We start from the raw sequence: 19,599 nt of genomic DNA, 5'->3' as shown, positions 1-19,599 counted from the left end.
CTGTCATTCATGCACATGCTTGTGCAGAATCATGTTAAAGAAAATCCTTGCTCTTCAAACCATTGAATTTTGTCGCGAACAGTGACAACATCCCCAACAACAATCATGGAAGGATTATGATAGCCCTCGCGTTCAATGATGTCAGCAATGTCATCTAGTTGACCTGTAATTGTGCGTTGTTTATCAGTTGTTCCCCACTCAATAACGGCTACTGGTGTTGTTGCTTTACGCCCATTGTCGATTAATTTCCTTGAGATGTAGGCAATATTGCCAACACTCATATAAAATGCCACCGTATCAATACCTGTTGCCAGTGCTGGCCAATTTAAAAAGTCTTGGCCTTTTTCCTCACGTCCGTGTCCTGTCACAAGCGCAAAGCTTGTAGCAAAATCGCGGTGTGTGACAGGGATGCCTGCGTATGCTGGAGCTGCAATACCTGCCGTAATGCCAGGCACGATTTCATAAGATATGCCATGGTTTTTTAAGATTTCGGCTTCCTCTGCACCGCGTCCAAAAACGAATGGATCGCCTCCTTTTAAGCGTGTGACAATTTTGCCCTCTTGTGCTCGTTCAACAAGTAGTGCATTGATTTCATCTTGAATAAGATGATGCTTACCAGGCAATTTACCACAGTACACAAGTTCAGCATCTGGCTTTGCAAATTCCAACAATTTCGGGTTCACAAGACGATCGTATGCAATGACATCCGCCTGTTGAATACATTCAAGTCCATACACCGTAATAAGTTTTGGATCTCCTGGACCAGCTCCTACTAAATACACTATTCCGTCCTTCATCGCGATTCTCCCGTCAATAATTGTTGTAAATAAGCTTCACGTCTATCAATCTCTCCACTACGTGTCCATTCTAGTAGGCTTGGCTCAAGCAATGCTTGCAGTGCAACACGTCGTTTATCGCCTTTTTCAAACTTAGCAGTAACCATTAAACGTGCCTGCTGTAAAAAACAAACATAGTCTTCATAGACTGCGTCAAATTGCTCGGCTAAATCTTCTTTAATTTTACGGGCTAAAGAGGGGCTTGCCCCCGACGTTGACACGGTCAATACTAGTGGACCACGGCGCACAGTAGCCGGTGTAATAAAATCACTCTCGCCTTGAGCATCTGCCCGATTTATTAGTTGCCAATGCTGGGCCGCTTCCTGTACTGCTTCATTGACTTTAGTATCATTTGTTGCCGCAATGATGAGCGATGCATCATCTAAATCACGTGCTTCAAATGCCTTTTCACGCCATGTAATTTGCCCCGCCTGAGCAAGTGGAAGTAGTGTATCATGCAATGTTGGGCTAACAACAACTATACTTGCTTTAGCTGGTAGCAGGGACGCTACCTTCTGTGTTGCAACATGTCCGCCTCCAACAATCACTACCGTTTTATATTCGATATTTATATGAATTGGGAAATAATTAGTCAAGATTTTTCACCTTCTTACAAGCTGCCAACCAGTTATCGACAAGCTTTGGATTGGATACAAAATGAAAATGCGTATAGCCAGCAACTAAATTGCCCGCCTGATAACCCTCTTGTTTTTTGCCAAAGCGCCCTTTTGTCTCGTAGGCTGGCGTTTCATGTACACCGCTATACTTTGAATAGTGGAATTCATGTCCCTTCGCCTCTTCATCCTCACCGATTAAAAAGTTTGCTTGCGTGCCAGAAATTTCACGGTAGCCCAGCGCGGCAAGCTTTGTTTGCATGGCTACTTCACCAGGAATAATACCTAGCATGTCGTAGCGTTGGCCAGTGCTATTGGTAATAGCTTCTGTCAAATACATAAAACCACCACATTCAGCTAAGGTTGGTAAACCCTTGTTAACAACCTCAGTTATGGACTTCTTTGCGATAGCATTGCCTGCAAGTATTTCGGCAAATTCCTCTGGGAAGCCCCCACCGATATATAGACCGTCAGCCTCAGGTGGTACAGGCTCATTGGCTAACGGGGAGAAAAATTGTAACGTGGCCCCTTTTGCTCGAAGAAGGGCTAGATTTTCTTCGTAATAAAAGTTGAATGCAGCATCCTTTGCAATCGCAATATGAATATGTTGATCTTCCTGTTGGTCAAATAAATCACCCGTTTCCGCTAATACAGGTGCCTTTGTTAAATCAAGTAATTGCTCTAAATCTATCGTTTCTGCCATTAGAGCGCCTAGCTTGTCAAAAAACGAATCAAGCTCCCCTCGCTCTATAGCAGGAATTAACCCTAAATGGCGACTGGGAATATCAATGTCTGCTTCACGTTTTAAATAACCAATGACAGGAATACCACACTCCTGCTCAATTGCTGCTTTGGCAATCTCGTAGTGACCGACACTCCCTACTTGGTTCGCAATGACGCCAACGATATTTGGTTTGTCAGAAAGCAACTGGAAGCCTTTCACAACTGCAGCCACACTTCGCGCCATACTTGCGCAATTGACAATTAAAATGACCGGACTTTCTGTAATAACACTAATATCAGCGGCAGATCCGGCATCAGATAATGGACTTTTGCCATCATAGAATCCCATAACGCCTTCGATAATCGAAACATCTGCATCCATACTTGCACGTGCCACAATATCACGCACAGCATTCTGTGAAAACATCCAACTATCTATATTGCGCGACACACGACCAGTCACAGCTGTATGATAGCTTGGGTCTATATAATCAGGACCACATTTAAAGCCCTGTACAATGTTCCCCTTTTCCTGCAATGCCTTCATCAGACCAATTGTAAACGTCGTTTTACCAACACCACTACCAGTTCCGGCAAGTACAAAGCGATTCGTTTGCATAGGCGCCCTCCTTAAAATGTTAATCTCGCTACAGAAATCGTCGCGTTCCCTGCTTTTTTCTTTGGTAGCACGAGCGATTCCACCTGTGCATAGCGCATAGCAGCCGGCTCACTCACACCATATGCACCTGTATATTTAAATACCGTGTCTGACGGTGACGGAAAATTAATTTCATTTAATTGTGCTGGCGTATACGTGACAAACTCCCAGTCATATTTCTTTGTGACATCAAGGAAGCACTGCTCGTCTTTCTTTAAATCAATCGTGCAGAGTGCTTTGACACTTTTTTTCGATAATTTTAATTGTGCAAGTGTTTCATCAATGACATGTTCGATTTCTTCAAGAGAAGTAGCACGATTGCAGCCCATACCAAGCACCACCGATTTGGGACGATAAATCACGCCATTCTCAAGGAGCACTTCTTCCACTGGTTCAATGATGCGGTCCGTAATCAACAATGTTGCATGTGGTTTCGCCTCTATCGCCGCTTCTGTCGATGGATATATTTTGATTTGCTCTGGCATAGGACTATCACGCATCCACCAATCACGTTCACCAATTTCTTGTACAATTGCGACATGTTCCTCATTAACAACAGAGGCACTTACTGGCGTAAGCTTGTCTGCACTATCCCATACCCAACCAAAACGTGCGCCAAATAAATCAACAGGGATTGTTTTTTGTACATCTGAAGCCGTTGTAATAATTGGGTTTGCACCAAGAGCAGCTGCAACTTCATGAGTAAGCTCATTGGCACCACCTAAATGACCTGAAAGCACACTAATCACATTTTCCCCACGATCATCAATGACAACAACACCAGGGTCTGTCTTCTTATCCTGTAAAATTGGCGCAATCATGCGCACAACCGCACCAAGTGAAATGATTAAAATCAAGCCTTTATATTGTTTAAATAATGTAGGTAATAGCAAGCGCACTGTACCAGTGAAAAGCTGAATATGCTTTTTTGCTTCGTCGCCTTGCTCAAATTTACTCATATAATATAAATCACTTGCTGCAAAGGTTTGTTGCAGTCTACGCCCAATTTGTACACCATGTTTTGTAATTGCCACAACTGCATACGGATTGCGTTGATCAACTTCTGGTAAAACGCCCTCTTGCAATTCAATCACTGGTCTTCACACCTTTGCGGAAACCATGTGTAAAGGTAGCATCATATAATTTCGAACGGTACTCATCTTTATCATGAATGTTTGGATCTAATGCCCAGCCCGCTAAAATCATTGCATGTTTACGAATGCCGTTTACACGCATTGCCTCATCAAGTTCAACTAATGTCGTGCGCACAATTTTTTGGTCTGGCCAAGAAGCCCGTTGAATCACCGCCACCGGTGTATCATCAGCCCAGCCGGCATTTTGCAATTCTTTAACGATTTTCTTGGTTAATGTCGCACTCAGGAATAGTGCAATTGTACAATGATGGCTCGCTAAATCGCGTAGTTTTTCAAACTCAGGCACGGGTGTACGGCCTTCAGCACGAGTTAAAATAAGTGTTTGTGTTAAATCAGGGATAGTAAGTTCTGCCCCGATGGCCGCCGCAGCTGCAAATACTGAGCTAACCCCAGGAATAACCTCGTAGCCAATGCCCTCTTTTTTCAATAATGCGACTTGTTCCATAATGGCACCGTACATGGCTGGGTCACCAGTGTGCATGCGTGCTACAACTTTGCCCGCATTGACACGATCTACCATCACTGCCACCATTTCCTCTAAATGCATACCAGCAGTACGAATAACCTCAGCATCAGGTTTTGCTTTTGCAATTAGGTCTTCATTTACTAAGGAATCTGTATACATGACAACATCTGCTGTTTGTAATATATGTAAACCCTTCACCGTGATTAAATCTGGATCCCCAGGACCAGCACCAACAATAAAAATTTTCTTCATTATTTACGCACCACCATTAATGTTAAATATTCTAAATCGACGCCGTCTAATTCTTGCACATCCCAAATAATTTCCTCATCGGACGTGACCTTTGTTACAACTGATGCCTTATCAAGTAAATCTAAATCGCGCAGTACTTTAAGCATTAAATCAATAACTTTTGCGACTTTAATGAAAACTACCGCATCATGACTTTCAATTGCTTCACGCATCGCGTCATAATTATCATATGCTGGAATAATCGCTACACGATCATCACCATCTGCAAGGGCAATACCTAGTCGTGACGCGGAGCCGTTGAATGAAGAAATTCCAGGTACTGTACGAATTTCTACCTCTGGATGCATATCCTGCATAAGCTTCATCATATGGATGAACGTACTATATAATAATGGGTCGCCCTCTGTCACAAACGCGACGTCCTTCCCCTCTTGCAGCTTACCATATACAAGCTCCACCGATTTTGTCCATTCACGCTCTAACACAGCCTCATCCTTTGTCATTGGAAACACAAGACCAAGCATATCTTTCTCTTCTGGGTTAATGTACACATCTACGATACGATGCGCATAACTTTTACTGCCCTTCAATTTTTTCGGATAGGCAATAACTGGCGACTCCTGAATAACACGGAATGCCTTTACTGTAATTAACTCTGGATCGCCAGGGCCTACGCCTAAGCCATATAAAATACCAAGATTACTCATGATTTTCTTCCTTTCGATGTGCCGAAATAATATATATCGGATTTAATGGGACAAAACGGGTCATATCCAAAATAGGTTTACTACGTGCAAGTTGGGCCTGCAAAATTTCGACTGCAAAACCACAAGCTTTAAACGCTTCAACCGCTTTATATAAATTTTCTATCGTTGCTGCATTTAAGACAATGCGACCCTGCGGTTTCAACCGTGTACAGCACAACTGTAGGAGTTCCACCATTTCGCCTCCTGTGCCGCCGATAAAAATCGCATCCGGATTTGGGAAATTTTCAAGCCCTGCTGGTGCTTTACTATGAATAGCGGTAATATCTACACGGAATTTTTGCTGGTTTTGCATGCAGTTTTCTAAATCAGGTGCATTTTTTTCCACTGCAAAAATTTGTCCCTCTGGTGACAATTTACCGGCCTCAATAGCCATTGAACCGGTACAGGTTCCGACGTCCCAAATGATACTATCTTTTTGGAGTTGCATTGCCTGTAAACTTAACACACGAATTTCCTTCTTGGTAATAAGCCCTTTATCTGGCTTACGCTGTGAAAATTCTTCATCATCAATGCCTAGTGGATAGCGTTTTGGTGCAGATGTTTGCTGTAAAATGACAACATTCAGTGGTGAAAATATAACGGTTTCTAATTCGTCTAGCGAATACCAACCATATTTTTCATCATTGCCTTGTAAATTTTCTGCGACAAAGGCGCGATATTCTGTCATACCAAAATGCTTTAGATAACGTGCCAGTGCATTTGGATTATTTTCAGCGTCTGTGAGTAGCGCTATTTTCTTTTTACCATCAATGCGCTGTGCTAAGCCCTTTATTGGTCGTCCATGAATACTTGTTACATAGGCATCCTGCCAACTCTCACCCATTTTCGAAAATGCTAATTGCAACGAGCTCATATATGGATAAACCTCGATGTCTAAATTTTTCGCTAAATAACCACCGATACCATAAAATAATGGATCACCTGATGCTAAAATAACTGTGCTTCGTGTCTCTGCTGCTAAGCGTTCAACAAGCACTGAAAGACCACCTTTAATGACAACTTTTTCTCCTGTAAAGCTTGGGAAAAAATCAAGGACACGTTCACCGCCAACAAGTACCTCACAGTTTTCAATCCACTGCATGTACTGTGGCAATAAGCTTTCTTGTCCGTTATCCCCGATCCCAATTAATTTCATCGATCGATGCAATGTCATCAGCCCTTCCTAATAATTGTCCCTGCATCGAATAAATCGATGTGGCGAGCGTCAAGCCGCCCCGTGTATGATGTATGGATGAATAACAGCATGCCGCACATAAATGATCAAAAAAGGCCTGATAGCCCTTATCTGCCATAATTTCTCCGACCTGTGAAGCCGTATTAGCTTCCCTTACTGCGCTCACTGTGTCTTCATCTGCACCAACATCGACTGCCAATTGCGCTAAAAAATTAAAATCAATGGCTGCACTCTTTGAATGTACCATCATGACACCCTGTGCCACCTTTGAAAATTTGCCCATCATCCCTACGAGCGATACTTGCTTTATGCCGAGTCGTTTACAGTGTTTTAACGTAAAGCCGACAAAATCACCCATCTCAATAAATGCCTCCTCTGGCAATTCAGGATATTGGGCCATGGCATACTTTTCACTGCGTCCACCTGTTGTCACCACTACATGCTCACATCCAGCTGCTTTTGCAACACTGATGGCTTGAACAATACTTGCCATATAGGCTGAACTCGAAAAAGGCACGACGGTTCCCCTTGTGCCTAAAATGGAAATACCACCGATAATGCCGAGCCTTCCATTTAATGTTTTTTTAGCAATTTCTTCACCTGCTGGTACGGAAATAATGACATTAACGCCACGATCAATATGAAACTCGTCAAGTACGCTCTGTACGGTATTATGTATCATCTTGCGTGGCACTGGATTAATAGCCGCTTCTCCGACAGCAACGGGTAAGCCGGGCTTTGTCACCCGCCCGACGCCTATTCCTCCGTCTAAATGAATACCTGGTGTGTCGGCCCAGCTTACTGTGCCAATGATGAGCGCTTTATGTGTTGCATCTGGATCATCACCAGCATCCTTAATCGTTTCACAGCTTACTGCATTGCAAGCAAATGTACATTTTTCAATTGTAAATGTTGCATCTCGTCCTATCGGCAAATGAATGGTACTCGTTTCCTGTTCTTCATTTGTAATTAGTGCTAGTAATGCAGCCTTTGTAACAGCAGTTGCACAGGCTCCCGTTGTATAACCGTGACGCATGTCCTTGGGATCCTTTTTTGGCTTCCGCTCCATTATTTTTTTGCCTGTTCGTCCGCTAAAATAGAAATGGCATTCAATGCGGCAACCGTCACTGTACTACCGCCTTTACGGCCAACATTTGTAATATATGGAATACCCTCTAGCTTTAATAGCTCCTCTTTTGACTCAGCCGCTGAAACGAAGCCAACTGGCATACCGATAATTAGATCCGGTTTTGCTAAACCTTCTTTAATTAAGCGAATTAACTCTAGTAATGCTGTCGGTGCATTACCAATGGCATATATACCGCCTTCGTGTAGTTTTGTAGCCTTTTGCATCGAAATAATGGCACGTGTTGTATTTTGTTTTTTGGCTTCAACTGAAACATCTTCATCTGCAATATAGCAGTGTAAATCCCCGCCATGCTTTTGGAAACGTTTTTTCCCTGAACCACTTTCAATCATTTGGACATCAGCAATAACATGACGTCCTGCTAAGATAGACTTAACCCCAGCTTCTAATGCGCCTGGTGTGATGATGACACTACGGCCTAACTCAAAGTCAGCAGATGCATGAATAATACGACGTACAACTTTCCACTCATCTTCTGTGAAGTTATGGTCGCCCATTTCCTCTGCAATAATTGCGAAACTGTAATCATAAATTTTATCTGGGTCTACTGTTAAAGGTTTGAAATCTGTTTTAAAATCCATGTGAATTGCCTCCTAAAGTGTGTTGTGAACAGCCCGTAGTATATCCTCGAATGTGGAATACTGTTGGCCGTATTGTATATTTGGTCGAGCAATTAAAATCGTTTCTATGCCACAAGCAAGTGCGGCTTCAAGCTTTTCATCAACAGAACCAACTTTGCCGCTTTCTTTCGTAATCATCAATGTGACATCATATTGACGGAAAAGGGCTTCGTTTAATTCTTTTGAAAACGGTCCTTGAATGGCCACTATATCTCTTTGCGCCACACCAAGTGCCTCACATTTTTCCATATTATCGAGACGAGGAAGCATACGTGCAATAACACGTGTATTTTCCAGTCCTTGCAATACTTTGGTGAACGTCGCTAGCGTCTTACTGCCTGTTGTCAACATAATGACACCGCGTTTTGCTGCTGCTAGTTGTGCAGCTTGCTCATAATCTTTCACAACCGTTATGAGAGGATGTGCGTAATGCTCATGGGCACGTTCATAGCGAATATAAGGTACACCTGCTTTTTCAGCTGCTACCATCGCATTTTTAGAAGCCTCTTCAGCAAATGGGTGTGAGGCATCTACAACAAGTTGATAGCCCTTTTCCAGTAAAATTGTCGCCATTTCTTCAGCCGTCAAGCGACCGACTAAATGTGGAAGACCAGCTTCTGTAAGGCTCGAAGCTGCTGAATCAGTGACAACGGTTGCAGTCACTTGATGACCCGCAGACTGCAATTCCAGCGCTAGATTCCTTGCATCACTAGTGCCTGCTAACATGAAAATCATTTCACTGACTCCTCTTCATGGTGATGGTGGTGGTCATGGTCGTGTTGGTGGCCATGGTCGTGATCATGGTCATGATGGTGATGATGATGCGCATGACCATGCACCGCAGCATAAGCACGGTAATTTTCTAAATCTTGCATACCAGTAGAAGTACCATTCACCGCTTGCTCTATACGTTCTAACAGCACATTTTGTAGACGCTCATGATAGCCAAAATAATTGGCAATTTCTATATCACAGTCAGGATATTTGTCATTAAATTGTTGGCACATGCCCTGCATTCGTTCCATCAGAATGCCTGTAAATAAAAAGTACGGTAACATAATAATTTTTTTCGCACCAAGCTTGACGCATCGCTCAATGCCTGCGTCCACGCGTGGATCTGTTACGCCCATAAAAGCACTTTCCACGATTGGTACCGGTAGCTTTTCCCAAAGCAAACGAGTAATTTTATAAAAATCACCGTTGGCATAAGGATCACTACCGCCACGCGCAATTAACAGCACTGCCGTATCTTTATGCTCCTCTTGTGCATTGAACCCAATCTCTTCAAGGCGGTCTTCTAGAATGGCAAAAATTTCATCGTGAATGCCAATCGTTTGCGCATATGTGAAAGTGATGTTTGGGTAATGCTCGCGTGCATGCTCAATTTCTGCTGGAATATGCATCTTTGAATGTCCAGCATGCAGTAAAATAATTGGTATAACATGCACTTCCGTTGCACCTTTTTGTATGCAATTCGTAATGCCCTCTTCAATGTTTGGCGAAGCAAATTCCAGAAAACAAGTTTCAACTAAAAAGCTGTCATCAATCCGAGGAGTCATTTGCTCAATAAATGTGCGTACCTCATCATTTCCTGCTGCTAAACGGCTACCATGGCCGACAAATAAAATAGCTTTCATCTCTTTTCTCCTCACTAGTCGCCGCACGGAGCTGGCTCTACTTTTATTTTTGAAGACATATCTTGATACGTAAAATGCAATATTTTTTTCACACGTTTGAAGTATTTAAACAAGCGTTCATTTGGATGCGCATTGGCTTTGTACTCTTCAAGAATGTCTGTTATAAGTGGAACAAGTTGTTCTGGCTCTAACCCTTCTACCACAGGCTGTGCCGCATGCGCTGTACGCCCAACTGGTTTAGCACCGATAAAGACATCAAATTTACTTTTACGATAGACAATACCAATATCATCAAACACTGCACGGTAGCATGCCATACCACAGCCGTTAAAGCCGATATTTAGCGTTTTCGGTAATGCTAAGCCACCTAGTTTTGCTTGAATTTCCTCGGCATATGGAATAGAGTCTGCTTTCTCTCCATAACAGAAATCACATGCTTTTAATGACAGTACATCGCCGATTGGAGCTAACAAAAAGCCCACTTCACGTAGTTTTGCTGAAATTTTATCGGGTTCAGATGTTGGAATTTTCAAATGAATTTGATGGTCCGGTGTATACTCCATCGTTCCTTCTTCCCCAACAACTTCAGCTAAAGCCGTCATTTGTTGCGGCGTGAAAAACTTATTAGCCACCCCAGGACTAACGGCAAGTTCAAAAATGGATTCAATCTTTTGTTGGACAAGTTTAGATGTGACATGCCCAGCACTTGTCCCTTTTACCATTGCAAGTGCAGTTGCAGCCATTTCAAGAGATGATTTATTTAGCGTTGACACAGGTGTAATCGCTAAACTGGGCTTGCTACGTCCTGCATTCGGGTCTGCCGCAAAATCAGCACGCGCTGTTCCCGTTTGTTGATTCATCGCCCACGGTTCATTTTCTTCTTTCAGACGTTGATGTGGACGTAGTGGCTGTTTTTCATCTCCAAGCGTATATTTTCGTTGATAGCCACGCGGTGTAATCATTTTATTGTCATAGAAAAATGTAGATGAATTTCCGATAATAACAGTTGTGAGCATCCCGATATCATGCTCAAGCATCTCCGCTAGTGTGGTCATCGTAATCTCCTGGCGATCACGATAGGCGCTTTTTACGAGCCCCACCGGTGTATCGGGAGATCGATATTCTAGTAAAATACGTTGTGCTTCGACGATTTGGCGTGTACGACGACCACTTTTCGGGTTGTAAAGTGCAATCACAAAATCCGCCATTGCTGCTGCTTCCACCCGTTTAGCGATTAAATTCCATGGTGTTAAATGGTCACTTAAACTAATTGTGCAAGAATCATGCATAATCGGCGCACCTAGTAAACTGGCACACGAATTAATCGCAGAAATACCAGGCACAATCTCCACTTCAACACCAGTTGCTTCGGTCCAGCCAAGCTCTATCAATACCTCATAGACGAGCCCCGCCATCCCGTACACGCCTGAGTCACCACTGGAAATGACAGACACGATATTACCTGCCTCTGCCTGACGCACAGCTTCCTGCGCCCTCGAAACTTCTTCGGTCATTCCTGTACTAACAATCGACTTGGCAGTCACTAAATCTTGTATGAGCTCCACATACGTTTTATAGCCGATGATAAAGTCACTCTGTTGCAGTGCTTCTACAGCTCTTGTTGTTATATGTTTAAAATCCCCGGGGCCAAAGCCCACAACAAAAATCTTACCTTTTTGCGCCATTTTGTTCCCCCTCTTTCACCTTTTCAATGCCTTTAATAGCTGTTGTTTGTGGTGTACGCTGTAACGTACCTTCACGCAGTGTGAACACATGTTCACTATGTAAAGACTCATGATGTAAGTCTTGCACGAGCGCCTTCGCATGCTCTGTCGTTGGCACACGATACCAGTTTCCTTGTGGATAGGCGATGACAACACAAGCATCCTTACACCTGCCGTTGCAGCGTGTTCTTGTCGTATGTATTTCCTTATCAAGTGCTTGTACCTGTATTTCATTACGTATTGCTTGGGTAATTTCTTCGCCATCTTTATGCATACAGCTACTGCCATTGCAAATAAAAAGATGCGTTTTCATTCCGTCTAAGTTCCAAGTTGTCATTGTCTTGCTCCCCTCATTTGCGACTAGGAAAAAGAAAAGACCTTCACTCTAAACGAAGAGTAAAGGTCTTGTAGAAGCCAAATAAAAACGAATAAATATAAGTACTCGCTCTCGCTTCAACTTCTCCCTCCGAAAAGTTTGTATGCCATCAACTAAGCAGGTTTCCTGACTTAAGCTTCTTTTTACTTTCGCGCCTTCCCAAGTGATACTAGTGGCATTTGCGATTTCATCAGCTATTACAGTAGCGGGGGCTGTATCGGATTCACACCGATTTCCCTATTATCTCGAATTATCTCGAGCACTTATAGATGTATCTATATGAAATTTTAATTGTCTAAAAACGTAATAGAAAACTGTTTCTATCATAGCTTATTATTTATAAATTTCAACAATTCTTTTTTAATTTGTGAAATTTTTAGTAAAATTTCAACAAATATTTCATGCAAAAATGTGGTGTTACTCTATGATTTATCAGAATTTTCTAGAATGAAGCTCAATTAAAAATATTTTTTATAAAAAGAGATAGCATATTTATGGAAAATCATGTTACACTTTGTCGTGAAATCTCACAACTTCATCTTTTTTCGGTGCGAAGTGTAGTCATTTTGCTTAAAAGGGAAGCCGGTTCAAGTCCGGCGCGGTCCCGCCACTGTACTAGGGAGTTTTATAGATTATGTCACTGTCCAAAGGATGGGAAGGCCTATAAAATGTTGAACTAAAGCCAGGAGACCTGCCGAAAAATACGTGATCGTTTCAACCTACGAGGATAGGTGTGCGGCTTGGCAGATGATAATTTCTATTTGCTTTTTCAGCTATGCACTTTTCCTACATCGGAAAAGTGCTTTTTTATTGCGCACGCTACATTCTAAATTTTATTTTAAGGAGGAGCTATTTTGAAATTTTCTTGTTGGAAGCTTAGTTATTTCTTACTAGCATTTTTACTCGTGCCAAATCGAGCATTTGCCATGCACATCATGGAAGGATTTCTGCCGATTGAATGGGCGATTTTCTGGTGGATCGTAGCCATGCCATTTATTATTTTAGGATTACGTTCAATTCGTAAAACAATCGATGAAAATCCCGAAACAAAAATGATACTCGGTCTTTCAGGTGCTTTTGCATTCGTCTTATCTGCACTTAAAATCCCCTCTGTAACAGGAAGTTGTTCACATCCAACTGGAGTTGGCTTAGGAACTGTATTATTCGGTCCATTGGCAATGAGCGTAATTGGAACAATCGTCTTATTATTCCAATCTTTACTGTTAGCGCATGGCGGCATTACGACATTGGGTGCAAATGCCTTTTCGATGGCTATAGTAGGACCTTTTATCGCGTACTTTGTTTTTAAAGGTTCTCAAAAGATTGGCCTATCGTTCTCACTTGCCGTATTTTTTGCAGCAATGCTTGGTGACTTAGGTACATATGTTGTGACTTCTGTCCAACTTGCACTGGCCTTCCCTTCAGAAGTTGGAGGCTTTATGGTTTCATTCACAAAATTTTCTGGTATTTTTGCATTGACACAAATTCCACTTGCCATTAGCGAAGGGATTTTAACAGTCATCGTCATGAATTTCTTAAAAAAATATAATGTCAGTGAATTAAAAGCTTTACGTGTTTTCTCAGCAAAGGAGGCACATTGACATGAAAAAAAATTTACTACTCTTAGCTATTGTTGTGCTATTGGCAATCATTCCGCTGTTCGTACAAAAAGGAGCAGAGTTCGGTGGAGCTGACGGTGAGGCTGAAGTCGCAATTGGTGAAATTAACGCTCAGTACCAGCCATGGTTTGAAAGTTTTTGGGAGCCACCAAGTGGTGAAATTGAGAGCCTATTATTCGTGCTTCAAGCCGCAATTGGTGCTGGTTTTATCGGCTATTTTATCGGCTATATGCGTGGCAAACACAAAGAAGGTTAAGCGATGTTACTCATTGATAAGTATGCTTGCATGAACAAACTAGCGTCTGTTCATCCGCTAGAAAAAATGACGTTTTCTCTTGGTCTTCTACTGCTGTCGCTTATCATGAGGGATGAACTTATTTCACTCATTACATTTATTGTGATGAGTGCTTTTATCATTTTAGGTGCAAGAATTCCCTTTACGTATTATGCAAAGTTATTACTGTTACCAGGTTTTTTTCTGTTGACTAGCTTAGTGTCGATAATATTGTCTATTGCGCCATCAGCAAGTGTTATACCTTCACATATCTGGGCACTACAGCTGAAAACATGGACTATTTTTATAGGTACTGCAAGTTTGATGACAGCACAAGAACTTTTTTTCATCGTACTTGGCAGTATTAGCTGTTTGTATTTTTTAATTCTTACGACATCGGTACAATCTATTTGCCATATTCTACGACAATGGCGGCTTCCCGTTCTATTTGTCGAGCTAGTAGAATTAACATATCGTTTTATTTTTATTTTTTTAGACAGTATGCAAAAAATTCATCTTGCCCAGCAGGCTCGATTAGGTTTCCGCTCCCCTATGCAATGGTTACGTTCAATTTCAATGCTGATTGCAGCGTTATTTGCAGAGATGTTTCAACGAAGTCGTGAGCTTAACAATGCCATGCAAGCACGCGGTGGTGAAACCGTCTATTGGCAAGAGAATTTTACCTCTAGCAGGAAAAACTGGCTAGGTATTGCTGTTATTATTATATTCCTCATCATTTATGGAGGGCTTTGCAGATGACAACAGGCTTATATTTTGAATTAAAACAATTATCCTACGCCTACGCAGATGGAACCTATGCTTTAACAGATATTACACTCCAAATTCCAAAAGGCAAAAAAATCGCTTTACTTGGTCATAATGGTGCAGGAAAATCAACATTATTTCAGCATCTAAATGGCATTTTAAAACCAACCACTGGTAGTATAGCATTTTGTGGCAAAGAACTTTATTATGGCAGGAAAGCTTTAAAGGCATTACGGCAACAGGTTGGGATTGTGTTTCAAGATGCAGATAATCAGCTTTTTTCTGGAACAGTGATGCAGGATATTGCATTTGGGCCGCTTAATCTTGGTTGGTCTGCAGAAAAAGTTGAAGAAAAAATAGCATGGGCCGTAGCGCAAACTGAAATTGCAACACTACTTGATAAGCCCATTCACTTTTTGAGTGTAGGGCAGAAAAAACGTGTGGCGATGGCAGGTGTTTTAGCAATGGAACCATCCGTATTATTATTAGATGAGCCAACGGCAGGACTTGATAATTATTATGCTGCACAAGTTTTACAATACTTAGCCAAATTAGAAGATGGTGAAAGAACCATTTTACTAGCAACCCATGACCTTTCACTCGCTTATGAATGGGCAGATCAAATAATCGTAATGGAAGCTGGGAAAATTATTTATAATGGCGATCCAGTAGCCTTGTTTTATCAGGAGGATTTACTTGATCGGGCCCATCTTGGGCGGCCATGGGTTTTTGAAATGGCGTTAGCCTTACAACATAAAAAACTATTTGACAAAAACATATCAATACCTCGCTCGAAGGAAGATTTACAAAGACTTATTGAACAGCTTTAAAATAATATTTTAGAAAAATAGCTTTTCTTGCTCTATTGTTGTGTACTTTTCACTTGTGGTCGAATCGATTGCACAAATCTTGTAGAAGGTTAATCTCTTACTGTACGTTTTTGTTACTAGCAGTTCCATGAAGTCTGAGGGACAGTGATTCAGTATCTCGCTGTAGATAGAGACTCTTTTTTTGGTTGCAGGAGGTGTTCGACCTTCCTCCCTTTCTACTATTATTCATATGCTGATGCATTATTTATCATAGATGAAAAAACAAACAATAGAAATCGAAAATCTTGGAAAAATATTTACTTATATCCTTATATTATGAAACTTTTCTATCTTCCAATCGTAATATAGTTGTGACTTACATTAAAACACTTAAAGGAGAAAACAATTGAAAAACTGGATTAAAAAATCAATGGCTGTAGTATCGTCTGCAGCACTAATGGTTCCCGCTGCCTCTGCCTTTGCAGAAGCGCCACAAAACACAGCGAAGGTCGCTAGCAATCAGGAACAAGCGTTAAAGCAATTCAACAATCAAAAGGAATGGATCAGTCAGGATACAATTATTATCAAGCATTCAGGTCTTGCTAAGAATGTTCATAAAAAAATTGGCTCAAAAGTGATCCGCTCTATCCCTTCATTAGGCTACGATGTTATCCAACTTAGCAAGGGAGTAACATTAGAAAAAGCAGTTTCGTATTATGCAAAGCAACAAGGGGTTAAAAATGTATCTCCTAGCTACGTCTATCATGCCTTTGGTACAGGAGAAGATCCAAAGAAAAAGGATATGTATCATTTAAATCTGCTTCAAATTGATAAGGCGCTAGAATTAGCAGGCGATCATGAGGTGAAGGTAGCAGTTATCGATTCTGGTGTGGATTTTAAACATCCAGATTTAAAATCTCAAGTGCTTCCACCCTATAATGCAGCAGCACCTGCCAATACTACTTATGCTGGTGACCATGGTACACATGTAGCTGGAATTATTGGCGCAGCAAAAGATAATGCGATCGGTGGACATGGGGTTAATCCAAAAGCCAAGCTTCTTCCAATTGATGTATTCAACGGAAAAGACGGAGCCAATGATTTCGTCATTGCACAAGGAATCCTTTACGCCATTGAGCAAGGCGCTGATGTTATTAATATGAGCCTTGGCGGCTACGGAGAATCTCCATTAATGAAGGAAGCTATTCAGCAAGCGAATGAAAAGGGAATTACCGTTGTAGCTGCGGCTGGCAATGAATCGACAGATAATTACTCCTTCCCTGCTTCTTTCGAAGGCGTTATTAGTGTAGGTTCTACGAATGATAGAAATAAACTATCAAGCTATTCAAATTACGGTCCATCTGTTGATGTGGTAGCTCCAGGTGAAGAAGTATACAGTACTGTTCATGATGAGAAAAAAGGATCATCCTTTGTAAAATTTAGCGGGACATCAATGGCCTCTCCCGTTGTTGCAGGTGTGGCGTCCCTACTAAAATCAAAATACCCAAATTTAAAGCCCCATGAAATTGAAGCTATTCTGGAAATGACCGCAAAGGATTTAGGCGAGAAAGGCTATGATCTTACATATGGCCATGGTCTTGTCGATCCTGTAAAAGCATTACAGTTTGATTTAAAAAATCTACCTAAACAGTATTTAGAATCAAAAGATGAGCGAATGAAAAACGCAAAAGAACTTAAAAAGACTGTACTGAATACAGAAAAAGGTGAATTCAAGCAGCCTGATGAAAAAAAATGGTACAAGGTTGATTTAGAAACAAATGAATATGCTCAACTAACATTAAAAGGTGCAAACAAATTCGACTATGCATTTGATTTATACTTCTACCCTAAAGGACATAAAGATGAAGTACAACCAATCAACGTCAATGATGTCCGTGTCGGAAAGCAAGAAGGATATCTATTTAAAGCAGATCAAGAAGGAACCCTTCTTGTTGGCGTAAAAGATCATAATGGCAGCTATAGTTTAAAGGGCGAATCTAACTACGTCTTTACAGCTCAAACAACAAAGGAATTACCAATTGATTCATTAGATATGAACAATATGGAGAATATTAAACAATTCCCATTCACTACAGCAGGGAAAAACTATACCCTACTTTCTACAGATCAACAAAGTGACCAAGATTATTTTACATTTACAGTAAAAGAACCAACAACACTAAAATTTGATTTATCGGGTATCCCAGGTATTACAGCATCCATGGAACTTTATTTAAAAGAAGACGTAAGTAATGTACCGACAGAGGAACTAAATGATGAGGAATCAGCAGGGGCTTATCCAATTCAAACAGCCTACAGCATGGATAAAGGAGAGGGAGTAAGCCTTATCGTCGATGCTATGCCTGATGAAGAGTATGTACTAAGCGTTTCAAATGACAGCAGTAACGATTTTTCACTAGACATGTTCTTTAGTGGGGGCTTTGAAGTGCAAGAGATTATAAGTGAGTCAATGATTCCTTACACATTAAAAGGAGAAGTCATTACCTTGCCTGAAGATGAAGACGGACTTCCACTAAAAGAGGAAATACTAGAAGAAGACGTACAAAATGATCTTTTACCTGTAACTCCATATGAAGCTAAAAAAAATAATCAGATAAATGATTTAATGAATATGTTCATGAATCCAGGTGGTATGGGTGGTCTAGAAGATGTGGATGTCATTATGGAGAAAGCGATTCGTTTTGATATTGGCGTAGACCAAAAAGCATACTTCCAAACAGAAAATGATGAAGATTACTTCTTGTTTAAAGCAAAAGAAGATGCCGTATATGGTTTCCATATTAATAAAGGCATGAACCAAGCACCAACCGGAACTATATTTGAGTATGATGAGGAAACAAATGAATTATTACCCGTTTCTTCTTTAACAAATGATTTGGGATTAATCGGATTACTTCTTGGAACAACAACTGATGAAAATGAAGCCAAAACTATTGCCTTGAAAAAGGACAAAACGTATGTTGTAAGTGTAGCCAATTATGGTGACCGTTCTTCTGAACCATATACACTAAAAACAAGTAAAATGGCAGATATTCCAACAGATAATAATACAGATAATAATACACCAATAAATGCTCAAACGATTCAACCTGGTAGCACTTATAAAGATCATCTCATTTATAAAGATGATACTGATTTCTACTATTATAAACAACGAGGCAAAGATGAAGTCATGAGTCTTCTTGTTTCTTCCGTACCATTTACGAATGAACAGCTAAATCAATTACCTAAAGAGCTTCAAAAAGAATTGAAATTTTCAGGTTCTATTATTGAAGACACCAATGGTAATATGGAAATCGATCCAAAGGAAATGGAAACAGAAATTCCATTTGGGCAAGGTGAAAACATAATTGAATTACTACTCGGTATTTCTGGCACAACAGATGTGAATACTTCATTTAAAGCGAAAAAGGATCGCGGTTATTTTATTATTGTGAATGGAGCGAATCTTGGGCAAGTATCGCTGCAACCATATACTTTAACTATGTTTGATCATAATAGAGTAGATGAAGATGCAGATTCCGAGTTAGTCAATGGCATACCAACAAAGCCAACTCACCTTACAAAAAAAGACGGTAAATGGGTAGCAACTCAATACCTTAATGCAGGTGTTCCATTTGGTGACAAAGACTATTTTGAATTTACCAACGACAGCAAGCGCGATGTGTTCTTCTCTCTACAAACTGAAAAAGCACTCGATGGCGTCATCCGTATTATTGATGCAAAAGGAAAAACAGTAGAAACCTTAGATCTTTATGGAGCTGAAGATCCTGAAGTAGGTACAGTCGAACTAGACAAAGGAACCTACTATGTTGAAGTAAGTGAAGTAGATGGCAAAGCTAGTACACAACCCTATACACTTGAAATAAAATAAGCTATAACTATTTGGACTAAAATATAAACTTGGTAGAAGGACCGAAATTTCGATAGAAGTTAGTATTGTAGAAGCACTCTTTTAGATTC

Annotated in this window: 18 protein-coding genes and 2 riboswitches; of the genes, 5 read left to right on the top strand and 13 right to left on the bottom strand. The window is 40.9% G+C overall.

Going from position 1 to position 19,599, the window contains the following annotated elements; translation table 11 throughout:
* Positions 1 to 29: 29 nt before the first annotated feature.
* From cobA to C9J35_RS06840, 13 genes are read right to left on the bottom strand one after another with little or no spacing between them, the layout of a single operon-like run.
* On the bottom strand, positions 30 to 797 hold the full coding sequence (gene cobA / locus C9J35_RS06900) for a uroporphyrinogen-III C-methyltransferase (protein ID WP_107923935.1): 768 nt from the start codon (positions 795 to 797) through the stop codon (positions 30 to 32).
* Entirely contained in the window at positions 794 to 1,432 is a 639-nt protein-coding gene (locus tag C9J35_RS06895) for a precorrin-2 dehydrogenase/sirohydrochlorin ferrochelatase family protein (protein WP_054767506.1), read from the bottom strand. The genes cobA and C9J35_RS06895 overlap by 4 nt, the downstream gene beginning before the upstream one ends.
* Complete coding sequence (locus tag C9J35_RS06890; protein WP_107923934.1) at positions 1,425 to 2,792, bottom strand: cobyrinic acid a,c-diamide synthase CobB; 1,368 nt, start codon at positions 2,790 to 2,792, stop codon at positions 1,425 to 1,427. Before C9J35_RS06890 ends, C9J35_RS06895 begins: the two co-directional genes overlap by 8 nt.
* 11 nt (positions 2,793 to 2,803) lie before the next feature.
* Positions 2,804 to 3,925: a cobalt-precorrin 5A hydrolase gene (locus C9J35_RS06885; protein WP_107923933.1), complete on the bottom strand. Its 1,122-nt coding sequence runs from the start codon at positions 3,923 to 3,925 to the stop codon at positions 2,804 to 2,806.
* Positions 3,918 to 4,703: a precorrin-4 C(11)-methyltransferase gene (gene cobM, locus C9J35_RS06880; RefSeq protein ID WP_107923932.1), complete on the bottom strand. Its 786-nt coding sequence runs from the start codon at positions 4,701 to 4,703 to the stop codon at positions 3,918 to 3,920. Before cobM ends, C9J35_RS06885 begins: the two co-directional genes overlap by 8 nt.
* Positions 4,703 to 5,410 (bottom strand): precorrin-2 C(20)-methyltransferase, encoded by a 708-nt coding sequence (gene cobI / locus C9J35_RS06875; RefSeq protein WP_107923931.1) that lies wholly within the window; start codon positions 5,408 to 5,410, stop codon positions 4,703 to 4,705. Before cobI ends, cobM begins: the two co-directional genes overlap by 1 nt.
* A complete protein-coding gene (cbiE, locus tag C9J35_RS06870; RefSeq protein WP_107923930.1) occupies positions 5,403 to 6,623 on the bottom strand; it encodes a precorrin-6y C5,15-methyltransferase (decarboxylating) subunit CbiE in 1,221 nt (406 codons plus the stop codon). Before cbiE ends, cobI begins: the two co-directional genes overlap by 8 nt.
* Positions 6,580 to 7,713, bottom strand: a complete 1,134-nt coding sequence (locus C9J35_RS06865) for a cobalt-precorrin-5B (C(1))-methyltransferase (protein ID WP_107923929.1) — start codon at positions 7,711 to 7,713, stop codon at positions 6,580 to 6,582. The genes cbiE and C9J35_RS06865 overlap by 44 nt, the downstream gene beginning before the upstream one ends.
* Positions 7,713 to 8,372 carry a precorrin-8X methylmutase gene (locus tag C9J35_RS06860; RefSeq protein ID WP_107923928.1) on the bottom strand — a complete coding sequence of 220 codons (660 nt, stop codon included), beginning with the start codon at positions 8,370 to 8,372 and terminating at the stop codon, positions 7,713 to 7,715. The genes C9J35_RS06865 and C9J35_RS06860 overlap by 1 nt, the downstream gene beginning before the upstream one ends.
* 12 nt (positions 8,373 to 8,384) lie before the next feature.
* A complete protein-coding gene (gene cobK, locus C9J35_RS06855; RefSeq protein WP_054767505.1) occupies positions 8,385 to 9,146 on the bottom strand; it encodes a precorrin-6A reductase in 762 nt (253 codons plus the stop codon).
* Positions 9,143 to 10,048: a sirohydrochlorin chelatase gene (locus tag C9J35_RS06850; protein ID WP_107923927.1), complete on the bottom strand. Its 906-nt coding sequence runs from the start codon at positions 10,046 to 10,048 to the stop codon at positions 9,143 to 9,145. The genes cobK and C9J35_RS06850 overlap by 4 nt, the downstream gene beginning before the upstream one ends.
* A gap of 14 nt (positions 10,049 to 10,062) precedes the next feature.
* Positions 10,063 to 11,733, bottom strand: a complete 1,671-nt coding sequence (cobJ, locus tag C9J35_RS06845) for a precorrin-3B C(17)-methyltransferase (RefSeq protein WP_107923926.1) — start codon at positions 11,731 to 11,733, stop codon at positions 10,063 to 10,065.
* The gene (locus C9J35_RS06840) at positions 11,717 to 12,109 is read right to left on the bottom strand and encodes a (2Fe-2S) ferredoxin domain-containing protein (protein WP_054767504.1); all 393 of its coding nucleotides are present in this window, start codon (positions 12,107 to 12,109) and stop codon (positions 11,717 to 11,719) included. Before C9J35_RS06840 ends, cobJ begins: the two co-directional genes overlap by 17 nt.
* 137 nt (positions 12,110 to 12,246) lie before the next feature.
* Positions 12,247 to 12,430, bottom strand: a riboswitch (cobalamin riboswitch).
* A gap of 247 nt (positions 12,431 to 12,677) precedes the next feature.
* Positions 12,678 to 12,861: riboswitch (cobalamin riboswitch) on the top strand.
* Between the two features lie 141 nt (positions 12,862 to 13,002).
* Between C9J35_RS06840 and C9J35_RS06835 the strand changes: the two genes are divergently transcribed.
* From C9J35_RS06835 to C9J35_RS06815, 5 genes are all read left to right on the top strand, one after another.
* A complete protein-coding gene (locus C9J35_RS06835) occupies positions 13,003 to 13,749 on the top strand; it encodes an energy-coupling factor ABC transporter permease (RefSeq protein ID WP_107923925.1) in 747 nt (248 codons plus the stop codon).
* Position 13,750: 1 nt separating this feature from the next.
* Positions 13,751 to 14,023, top strand: a complete 273-nt coding sequence (locus tag C9J35_RS06830) for an energy-coupling factor ABC transporter substrate-binding protein (protein ID WP_054767503.1) — start codon at positions 13,751 to 13,753, stop codon at positions 14,021 to 14,023.
* A 3-nt stretch (positions 14,024 to 14,026) separates the two neighbouring features.
* Positions 14,027 to 14,800 (top strand): cobalt ECF transporter T component CbiQ, encoded by a 774-nt coding sequence (gene cbiQ / locus C9J35_RS06825; protein ID WP_107923924.1) that lies wholly within the window; start codon positions 14,027 to 14,029, stop codon positions 14,798 to 14,800.
* On the top strand, positions 14,797 to 15,636 hold the full coding sequence (locus tag C9J35_RS06820; RefSeq protein ID WP_107923923.1) for an energy-coupling factor ABC transporter ATP-binding protein: 840 nt from the start codon (positions 14,797 to 14,799) through the stop codon (positions 15,634 to 15,636). The genes cbiQ and C9J35_RS06820 overlap by 4 nt, the downstream gene beginning before the upstream one ends.
* A gap of 385 nt (positions 15,637 to 16,021) precedes the next feature.
* Positions 16,022 to 19,510: a S8 family peptidase gene (locus C9J35_RS06815; protein WP_107923922.1), complete on the top strand. Its 3,489-nt coding sequence runs from the start codon at positions 16,022 to 16,024 to the stop codon at positions 19,508 to 19,510.
* The last annotated feature ends 89 nt before the right edge of the window (positions 19,511 to 19,599 follow it).

This window comes from Lysinibacillus parviboronicapiens, assembly GCF_003049575.1.
Classification (GTDB): Bacteria; Bacillota; Bacilli; order Bacillales_A; family Planococcaceae; genus Lysinibacillus; species Lysinibacillus parviboronicapiens.
The sequence above is the reverse complement of the archived record's forward strand: the minus strand, read 5'-3'. Positions and strand labels throughout refer to the sequence as shown.

Coding starts and splice junctions, on each gene's coding strand:
- C9J35_RS06850 (WP_107923927.1), bottom strand. CDS start 10,048: ATGAAAGCTATTTTATTTGTCGGCCATGGTAGCCGTTTAGCAGCAGGA.
- cobJ (WP_107923926.1), bottom strand. CDS start 11,733: ATGGCGCAAAAAGGTAAGATTTTTGTTGTGGGCTTTGGCCCCGGGGAT.
- C9J35_RS06865 (WP_107923929.1), bottom strand. CDS start 7,713: ATGGAGCGGAAGCCAAAAAAGGATCCCAAGGACATGCGTCACGGTTAT.
- cbiQ (WP_107923924.1), top strand. CDS start 14,027: ATGTTACTCATTGATAAGTATGCTTGCATGAACAAACTAGCGTCTGTT.
- C9J35_RS06840 (WP_054767504.1), bottom strand. CDS start 12,109: ATGACAACTTGGAACTTAGACGGAATGAAAACGCATCTTTTTATTTGC.
- cobM (WP_107923932.1), bottom strand. CDS start 4,703: ATGAAGAAAATTTTTATTGTTGGTGCTGGTCCTGGGGATCCAGATTTA.
- cbiE (WP_107923930.1), bottom strand. CDS start 6,623: ATGACATTGCATCGATCGATGAAATTAATTGGGATCGGGGATAACGGA.
- C9J35_RS06890 (WP_107923934.1), bottom strand. CDS start 2,792: ATGCAAACGAATCGCTTTGTACTTGCCGGAACTGGTAGTGGTGTTGGT.
- cobA (WP_107923935.1), bottom strand. CDS start 797: ATGAAGGACGGAATAGTGTATTTAGTAGGAGCTGGTCCAGGAGATCCA.
- C9J35_RS06820 (WP_107923923.1), top strand. CDS start 14,797: ATGACAACAGGCTTATATTTTGAATTAAAACAATTATCCTACGCCTAC.
- cobK (WP_054767505.1), bottom strand. CDS start 9,146: ATGATTTTCATGTTAGCAGGCACTAGTGATGCAAGGAATCTAGCGCTG.
- C9J35_RS06830 (WP_054767503.1), top strand. CDS start 13,751: ATGAAAAAAAATTTACTACTCTTAGCTATTGTTGTGCTATTGGCAATC.
- cobI (WP_107923931.1), bottom strand. CDS start 5,410: ATGAGTAATCTTGGTATTTTATATGGCTTAGGCGTAGGCCCTGGCGAT.
- C9J35_RS06860 (WP_107923928.1), bottom strand. CDS start 8,372: ATGGATTTTAAAACAGATTTCAAACCTTTAACAGTAGACCCAGATAAA.